Source organism: Mycobacterium sp. TH-M11 (assembly GCF_057473725.1).
In genome coordinates this window covers 1-7,680 of the sequence record NZ_JBYCLD010000051.1, presented here as the reverse complement: position 1 = coordinate 7,680, position 7,680 = coordinate 1, and the positions used below count along the sequence as shown (strand labels likewise).

Here is a 7,680-nt window from a genome sequence, read left to right as displayed (position 1 = left end):
GTGACGACCTCGGCCGCCCACTACGATCTGGATGCGCTGGTGCTGGCAACCGGATTCGACGCAATGACCGGCTCGGTGCGTGCGCTCAACGTCGTCGGCCGTCACGGCGAAACTCTCAATGCAGCCTGGGCCTCGGGCCCAGTCACATATCTCGGTCTTGGCGTTCCCGGCTTTCCGAACCTGTTCAATGTCAGCGGCCCAGGCAGCCCTTCGGTGCTGGCCAACATGGCACTGCATTCCGAACTTCATGTCAACTGGATCGCCGATGCGATCGGCTACCTCCGCGAACACGGCGGCGCAGCGCTCGAGGCCACTCAGGCCGCGGCCGCCGACTGGACCGAAGAGTGCACCCGGCGTGCGGCCGACAGCCTTATGCTGAAAGCCAATTCGTGGTACTTGGGTGCCAATGTCGCCGGTAAACCGCGGGTCTTCATGCCGTTTGTCGGGGGCTTCGGGGTCTACGGCCAGATCATCGCCGACGTCGCGGCGGCAGGATACAAGGGCTTCGAGATCATCGCCTCCCGCTGAGTGGTCTGCAGCCCTTTCCATCTCGCGATCATTGCTACCCTTTGAAAGTGGGCTCCAGCGCGCTACCTAGCCTTCCGCCGACAAGTTGGGCGGTGCTGGGCATGCTTGCGTTCGGTGAAGAGGTTTCCGGCTACGACATCAAGAAGTGGGCCGACTGGAGTGTCGGCTATTTCTACTGGAGCCCATCGTTCAGCCAGATCTATTCCGAACTCAAGCGGCTCGAGTCGCATGGTTACGCCACGTCGCGGGTTCAGCATGACGGGGGCCCGCGCGGACGCAGGGCCTACACGATCACCGAGTCCGGCCGTAATGCCGTCACCAGATGGGCCACCGAGGCGCCGATCGATCCGCCGATACTCAAACATGGCGTGATGTTGCGGGTTTGGCTGGGCCACCTGAATGACCCGGATCGGCTCAAAGAGATTTTGCAGGAACACATCACCCACGTCGACACGATGCGCCGGCGTGTAGCGATCGACGCGACGGCGGCGGCCGAAGAGCCGGCCTGGGCCTACCCGAGGATCGCGATGCAGTGGTCGGAACGGTACTTTGCCGCGGAGCGAGAACTCGCGCTGCAGTTGATCAAAGACATCGACGAGGCCGACGCGGCGTTCAAGGAAGGCCAGCGTAGTTCCAATGGCGGCTTCCCGACTCCACGGCCGGGGCACTGGCGGGAAGTCGAACAACGATTCCAGAGCGAAGATCCCGAACGGTCCTAACCACGTGCCGGCGCCAGCCGCTTGAGCGCCAGCCCACCCTCGAACGGCCGGTACCCGAACGCTGCCGGCGCGTGGTAACCGGTGTCTCCGAGCGGAGTGTGCACCTCGTCCACCGTGGGCCCGATCTTGGCCGCCACCGGCGCCAGCGCTTCCAGATCGAATCGGTAAAGCCGACCGGCGTTGCCGCCCAGTATCTTTCGACAATCGTCTTCAGATCTGTCGTGTAGCGCCCAGCGTAGGGCCAATTTGGAGTGCGGGGTGAAGCCTTCTTCGTGGGGGTAGTCGCTGCCCCACATGATGTGATCGGGGCCCATGAAGTCGATCATGCCCGAGTCGAACGGCGCCAATTCGCTTGCCAGATAACAGTTCCGTTGCGCATATTCGCTGGGAGTCAAGGTCAACTCGTCGACCGAGGATCCGCCGAACATCCCGTACGTGCGGTTACCCGCCTCGGACTTCATCGTCGGGACCATGGCGTCGAGAATGCCGAGCGTTCCGGGCACCCACAGCGTGCCCTGCTCGGTCGGCACGAACCGCAGCGATGGGTAACGCTCGAACACTCCGGCCAGGATCAGGTGGCCGAGGGTGCGGTTGGCCCACATCGCCATCTCGGTCACCAACACCGCGTTCGACGCAGGTTGGTCCATCGGCATCTCTGGGCTACCAGCACCCGCGTGCTGCACCACCGTCAGGTCCAATTCCTCGCAGAGCGCCCACAGTGGCTCGTAGCAGGTGTGGAACAACGGCGCGACATTCGGGTCGCCCGGCGATACCGGCGGAACCAGCACCCCGCCGAAGCAGTCTTGCCCGGCACCCCAACGTATCTCGTCAAGCGCGAACTCGATGTCGTTGGGAAAGACCTGAATCAGCCCACGGCGCCGCGTCGGCGCCAGCGAGCAGAAGTCGACCTGCCAGCGGTTGTGCGCCTGCACGCCCGCCCACCGCCTCTCGAACTCCTCGCGGGTCCGAGGCAAGCTGATGGTGATGTTAGGCGTGGTCGGGAAGAACGGCGGAACGGTGTTGGGCAGCAGCACCTCAGCTGCCACCCCGTCGGCGTCCATGTCGGCGATCCGCAGGTCGCTGTCCCAGTTGCGATTAGCGGTCGCGATGATGAGGTCGTCGAAGGGGCTGACGTAGGTCCTGGCCCAGGCGTCAAAGTCATCGTGCAGACGCGTGGGCAGATAAGGCTTGTAGTCGCCGATGTCGGCGCCGGCGTGGGTGTCGGTCGAGATGACCACGTATCGGTCGATCGTGTCCCAGTGAGCCATCGTGCCCTCCGACGTTGTTGGGTTACCTGAGTCAGCGTCCCGTTAGCCCGCGGTGCAGGCAAGGGTTCATTCCAATGAGCGGGATACATCGGCCCACGCCTGCCGCCTGGCCTGTGCGCAGATGTCGAGGCCCGACATGGTCATGAATCCGTGAATGGCGCCCGCGTAGTTCCGATAGGTCGTCGTAACAGTTTGTGCAGCAAGGGCTTTAGCGTATGCTTCGCCTTCTGAGCACAGTGGGTCGAACCCGGCGGTTATCACCACCGCCGACGGAAGCCCGGTCAGTTGAGCCTGCAACGGAGACGCGGTGGGGTGGCTGCGGTCGGCGCGATTGGGCACATATTGGTCCCAGTACCAGGCCATCGCGGCGGCGGTGTTGTAGTAGCCGGTGCCGAAGCGCCGGTAGGACTCGGTGCCGAAATCGGCCGCGATGACCGGGTAGATCAGCAGCTGGCCGGCGATCGCGGGACCCCCACGGTCGCGGGCCAGTACAGCGGTCACTGCGGCGAGGTTGCCGCCCGCGCTGTCCCCCGCGACCACCACGCGGGCCGGGTCGGCACCGAGTTCGCCGGTGTGTCCGGCCACCCATTCCGCGACCGTATAGACATCGTCAACCGCTGCCGGCCAAGGGGATTCCGGCGCCAGCCGATAATCCACCGAAACGACGATCGCGCCGACCCCGTTGGCCATGGCGCGACACAGATCGTCGTGGGAGTCCAGATCGCAGAAGACGAATCCTCCGCCGTGTGCGAACACCACGATCGGTAGCAGGCTGGAAGAATCAGTGGGCCAATAGATTCGGACGTTGATGTCGCCGGAAGGGCCCGGCACGGTCTGGTTGACCACCTCACCGACCGGCTCGGGATTCTGCAGAAGCGCTGCTCGTTCCCGGAGCACGGCGCGCAGTTGCGGTGCAGTCATGGCCTCGACACGCGGGAATCCCCGGTTGAGTGCGGGCAGTAGCGCAGCAATCTCCGGATCGAGGTTCACGCGTACTGCAGCGCCCGGGCGGAAAACGACCGGGCCCGTTGCAGTATCGGCCGCACGCGCGTCTCATCGCCGTCGTCGTAGTTGCGCCAGATGCCCAAGGCGGTCGCGCGCACCGGCCCGCCCAGCCGTTGGTCAAAGACCATCCGATCCAGCGGACCGCACACCGAAACCGCGGCGACAGGCGCCCCAGGGTCACCGATCGGCGCGGCGACACAACCGAATCCGGCGATAGCTTCGGCTCGGTCGGCGGCGAATCCGCGGGCGCGGATCGCGGCAAGTTCGTCGGCCAACCGGCCGCGCGCAGAAGTCGGAGCGAGGGTGTTGCGAGCCACCAGTTCGTCGCCCGAGTCGGCCAGGGTGGTTGGATCCGAGTGCGCGAGCAGGGCTTTGCCGACCGCGGTGCAGTGCGCCGGTCTTCGACCGCCGACTCGGGTGGGGATCGCAGCGCCCCATCCACCGGCGATTTTCTCCAGATACACCACATCGGCGCCGTCAAGGACGGCCAGGTGCACCACCAGCCCGGTGGCCCGGTGCAGCTCGTGCAGGAACGGTTGTGCGGCGCTGTGCAGCCGGTTCTGGTGCACCGCGAGCGATCCCAGCTCCACTAGCCGCATGCCCAATTCGTAGTCGCGACCGTGGCGACGCAGCCAGCGCAGCTGCACCAATCGCTCGAGCATCCGGTGCGCCGACGAGCGCGGGAGCCCGGTACGCCGTACGACCTGGGCCAGCGACAGCCGGCCCGGCCCGTCGAAGGCGTCCAAGACCAGCGAAATGCGGTCGATGACAGCACTCGGGGTACAAGCATCGACCTGGCTCGTCATGATTCCTTCCGGCGGCATATATGCCTAATAGGTATATACCTATAAGTAGCATATGGTGACGCCCATCACAAGATGACAACCGGGGCCGCGCAAGCGCATGCCCGTCTGGAGTGATGTCGATTAGGAAGCGGCCGCAGCCCGTCCCGCACGGCGGCCATAGAAGCTGCCGTCTCCCAACGAGATTCCACTGGCATATCCCCACGCGGCGAGCCCGGCAGTGGCCCGGCCGGCGGCGAACAGTCCGGGGATCGGTTCGCCGCTGACATGCAACACCTCGGCGGACAGCGTCGTGTGCAAGCCGCCGAGCGTGAAGCCGCCGGTACTGGCGCGCAGGTCGATGGCGCCGACCGGTGTGCCGATCGGGCGCAGCCATTCCCGCTTCTTGTGCAACAGCGGGTCCTCGCCCTTCGCGGCCCCATCGTTGTACGCCGCCACCGTATTCTGCAGTGAGCCTGCGGGCACGCCGATTTCAGTCTCCAACTCGGTCACGCTCTCGCAGACCCAGGTCGGCGGTCGCAGCAGGAAGGGCGTCGCCGACCGGGTGGCCATGGCTTGCTCGTGCGCCTCGGCGTCGAGCACCAGGAACGCGGTGTCGTCTTGGTGGTAGAGCGTCAACTGCCCGATGCGTCCGGGGTAGGTGTCTTCGGCGACGTAGCGCTGACCGCGGCCGTTGACCAGGATGCCGCGCACCACTAGCTGCGGGTCGACCAGGAACGCGACCTCGGTGGCGTCCATATGGGCCAGGTCGGCGCCCAGCGCCTGCGCCATCTGGATGCCGATGCCGTCGTGCTCTTCGACGGAGGCGGCGGGCCGGCCGGAGATCCGCGGCGCAAACCTCGCGACCATTGACTCGTTGTAGGCGAAACTACCCGTGGCCAAGACAATTCCGCGTCGGGCCCGGATCGCCAGCTCGGTGCCGTACTGGCGCGCGATGATCCCGACGACTCGCCCGTCGCTCTCGACGACCAGCCGTTGCGCCCGGGTATCGACGATGCTTTTCACGCCGAGCGCGGTGGCGGTGTCCACCAGCGGCTTCATCAGCATGTAGCCGCCGCCTTTTTCGCCGGTGCGCTTGTCCTTCATCTGCGGCACATGGCCGCGCGGCGCTGGCGTGGCGATCGTGTTGTACGGGAACGCATTTTCGCCGCCGGTGTACATCAACCCGTCGTCATCGGGCGGCTCCCAGCCCGGCTCACCCCAGAAACTCGGCTTGAACGGCACCCCGCAGTCCACCAACCAGTCGAAGTGCTCGAGGCTACCCGCGCAGTAGTCGGCGATCCGGTCGACGTCGGCGCCCGGGCCCATCGCCGCACAGAGAAATGTGCGCATGTTGTCGACGGAATCGGTGAATCCGCAGGCTTTTTGAATCGGTGTGCCACCGCCGAGGTAGACGAATCCGCCCGCCAGCGAGGCGGCTCCGCCCCACCCGCCGGTGCGCTCCAACACCAGCACCTCGGCGCCGGCCCGCGCGGCCTCGATGGCCGCCGAGACGCCGGCGATGCCGTACCCGGCGATCACCACGTCGGCCTCGGCGTCCCACCCACGGACATCCCGCGAGTTGACGGGCGCGACGCTCACATCGCCGCCAGCGGCTGCGCCCCGGACCAGTCATGGCCCCAGTAGCTGTCGGCGGTGATCTCCTCGGAGGTGTAGTACGTCTCGTCGACTTTCATCCCGTCAGTGCCGAATTCGATGTCCCAGCCGCCGGGCGCCCGGACGTAGAACGAGACCATCTTGTCGTTGGTATGCCGACCCAGCGTCGACGACAACGAAAAGCCCTGTTTGACAACCCGATCGAGGGCCCGTCCGACGGCGTCCAGCGAGTCGACCTCGACCATGATGTGCACCAGGCCCGGCGCCCCGCCGTGCGGCGCGGGACACAGCGCCATGCTGTGGTGGCGCTCGTTGACGCCGAAGAACCGGATTCGCAGTGGGCCGAACTCCGGCGGCGCCGGCAGTCGCATCGCGCCGCGCGGCAGAAAGCCGAGCACTTCGTTGTAGAACGCGAACGCTGCGGCCGGATCCATCGTCGGCAGCACCACATGGCCCAAACCCTGCGTGCCGGTGACGAAGTTGGCGCCGAACGGCGTCACCACCGGACTGTGGTCGAGCGCGGGCCCGAAGAACACCTCGGTGGTAGCGCCGGTCGGATCGGTGAATGCGAAGGCGTCCTCGACCCTGCGCTCATCGACTTCCTCGACCGACAGCGGTTTGACCGCGACTCCGGCGCGTTCCAGCGTGTCCTGAACCCGGTGCAGCGCAATGCCGTCGCGCACTTCCCAACCCACGTGTACCACTTGGTCGGTGTCGCCGGGGGCGACGATGATGCGCGCGAAGCGTTCGTCCATCCGCAGGTAGAGCGCATCACGGTCGGGTCCATTGCCCTGCGCGAACCCGAGTGCGTCGAAAGCGAAGGTGCGCCAGCGGTCGATGTCGCTGGTCTGAATCTTGATGTAGCCCAGGCTTTTGATCTCGCCCATCAGATCATCGCCCGCAGCGGATCGGGCGGCTCGATGCCCATCGAACTCAACGCGGCAGCGTGATAGACGGTGCTCGGCACGTGGATCGCGTGGTTGAGCCCGACGTGGGCGTCGCGCCAAAAGCGTTGCAAGGGCTTGTCCATGCGTGCGGCGTTTCCACCGGAGCGCGCGAAGATCTGGTCGACGGCCATCACCGCCCGCCACGCGGCGCGGATCTGGGTGCGCCGGCCGATGGCCCGCTCTTCGAAGGACACCTCACGTCCGGATTCCACTGTGTCCCAGATTTTGTCGACGTTGGCCAGAATCTCCTGTCGCGCGGCGTTGATGTCGGCGGCAGCTTCGCTGATCGCGAACAACACGTACGGGTCATCCTTGATCGCAGTACCCTGCGCGCCGACCCGGCCCCGCTGGTAGTCCAGGTGGGCCGCCAACGCGCCCTCACAGATCCCGATCACCGCGGAACTGATGCCGAGCGGGAACATGTTCGACCATGGCATCTTGTACAGCGATTCGGTGACGCCGGCTTCTTTCTGCGCGGTGCCGTCGATCACCTGGTCACCATTCATCACCCGGTAGGACGGCACGAAGGCGTCCTGCACGATGATGTCCTTGGAGCCGGTCCCCTTCAGGCCCACCACATTCCACGAGTCCTCGACGATCTGGTAGTCGCTGCGGGGCAGGATCATGTGCAGCATGGTCGGCGGGGCGGCGATGCCACCGTCCGCGTTGCCCAGCAGCGCGCCCAGGAAGATCCAGTCGCAGTGGTCGGTGCCGGAACTGAACTGCCAGCGGCCGTTGAAGACGTAGCCGCCGTCGACCGGGACGGCGAGGCCGGTGGGCGCATATGGGGAGGCCATCCAGGTGTTGTCGTCGG

Annotated in this window: 7 protein-coding genes and 1 pseudogene; 2 read left to right on the top strand and 6 right to left on the bottom strand. The window is 65.9% G+C overall.

Translation table 11 applies throughout. The features are described 5' to 3' along the window. Nucleotides 1-528: pseudogene (locus tag AC2VOG_RS02030) on the top strand (cyclohexanone monooxygenase); the annotation flags it as partial. A gap of 101 nt (nucleotides 529-629) precedes the next feature. Continuing rightward, nucleotides 630-1,247 (top strand): PadR family transcriptional regulator, encoded by a 618-nt coding sequence (locus AC2VOG_RS02025; RefSeq protein WP_486938247.1) that lies wholly within the window; start codon nucleotides 630-632, stop codon nucleotides 1,245-1,247. On the opposite strand, the gene AC2VOG_RS02020 is transcribed toward AC2VOG_RS02025, so the two are convergent. The 6 genes from AC2VOG_RS02020 to AC2VOG_RS01995 form a co-directional block, all read right to left on the bottom strand. Continuing rightward, complete coding sequence (locus tag AC2VOG_RS02020; RefSeq protein ID WP_486938246.1) at nucleotides 1,244-2,515, bottom strand: amidohydrolase family protein; 1,272 nt, start codon at nucleotides 2,513-2,515, stop codon at nucleotides 1,244-1,246. The genes AC2VOG_RS02025 and AC2VOG_RS02020 overlap by 4 nt on opposite strands. A gap of 66 nt (nucleotides 2,516-2,581) precedes the next feature. After that, nucleotides 2,582-3,505: an alpha/beta hydrolase gene (locus AC2VOG_RS02015; protein ID WP_486938245.1), complete on the bottom strand. Its 924-nt coding sequence runs from the start codon at nucleotides 3,503-3,505 to the stop codon at nucleotides 2,582-2,584. Then, complete coding sequence (locus tag AC2VOG_RS02010; protein WP_486938244.1) at nucleotides 3,502-4,326, bottom strand: IclR family transcriptional regulator; 825 nt, start codon at nucleotides 4,324-4,326, stop codon at nucleotides 3,502-3,504. The genes AC2VOG_RS02015 and AC2VOG_RS02010 overlap by 4 nt, the downstream gene beginning before the upstream one ends. 120 nt (nucleotides 4,327-4,446) lie before the next feature. Continuing rightward, complete coding sequence (locus tag AC2VOG_RS02005; RefSeq protein ID WP_486938243.1) at nucleotides 4,447-5,904, bottom strand: FAD-dependent oxidoreductase; 1,458 nt, start codon at nucleotides 5,902-5,904, stop codon at nucleotides 4,447-4,449. Next, nucleotides 5,901-6,806, bottom strand: a complete 906-nt coding sequence (gene bphC / locus AC2VOG_RS02000) for a biphenyl-2,3-diol 1,2-dioxygenase (protein WP_486938242.1) — start codon at nucleotides 6,804-6,806, stop codon at nucleotides 5,901-5,903. The genes AC2VOG_RS02005 and bphC overlap by 4 nt, the downstream gene beginning before the upstream one ends. Beyond that, nucleotides 6,806-7,680 (bottom strand): acyl-CoA dehydrogenase family protein (locus tag AC2VOG_RS01995; RefSeq protein ID WP_486938241.1); only part of this gene is annotated, 875 nt, incomplete at its 5' end. The genes bphC and AC2VOG_RS01995, both read right to left, overlap by 1 nt.

Coding starts and splice junctions, on each gene's coding strand:
- AC2VOG_RS02020 (WP_486938246.1), bottom strand. CDS start 2,515: ATGGCTCACTGGGACACGATCGACCGATACGTGGTCATCTCGACCGAC.
- AC2VOG_RS02010 (WP_486938244.1), bottom strand. CDS start 4,326: ATGACGAGCCAGGTCGATGCTTGTACCCCGAGTGCTGTCATCGACCGC.
- AC2VOG_RS02025 (WP_486938247.1), top strand. CDS start 630: ATGCTTGCGTTCGGTGAAGAGGTTTCCGGCTACGACATCAAGAAGTGG.
- bphC (WP_486938242.1), bottom strand. CDS start 6,806: ATGGGCGAGATCAAAAGCCTGGGCTACATCAAGATTCAGACCAGCGAC.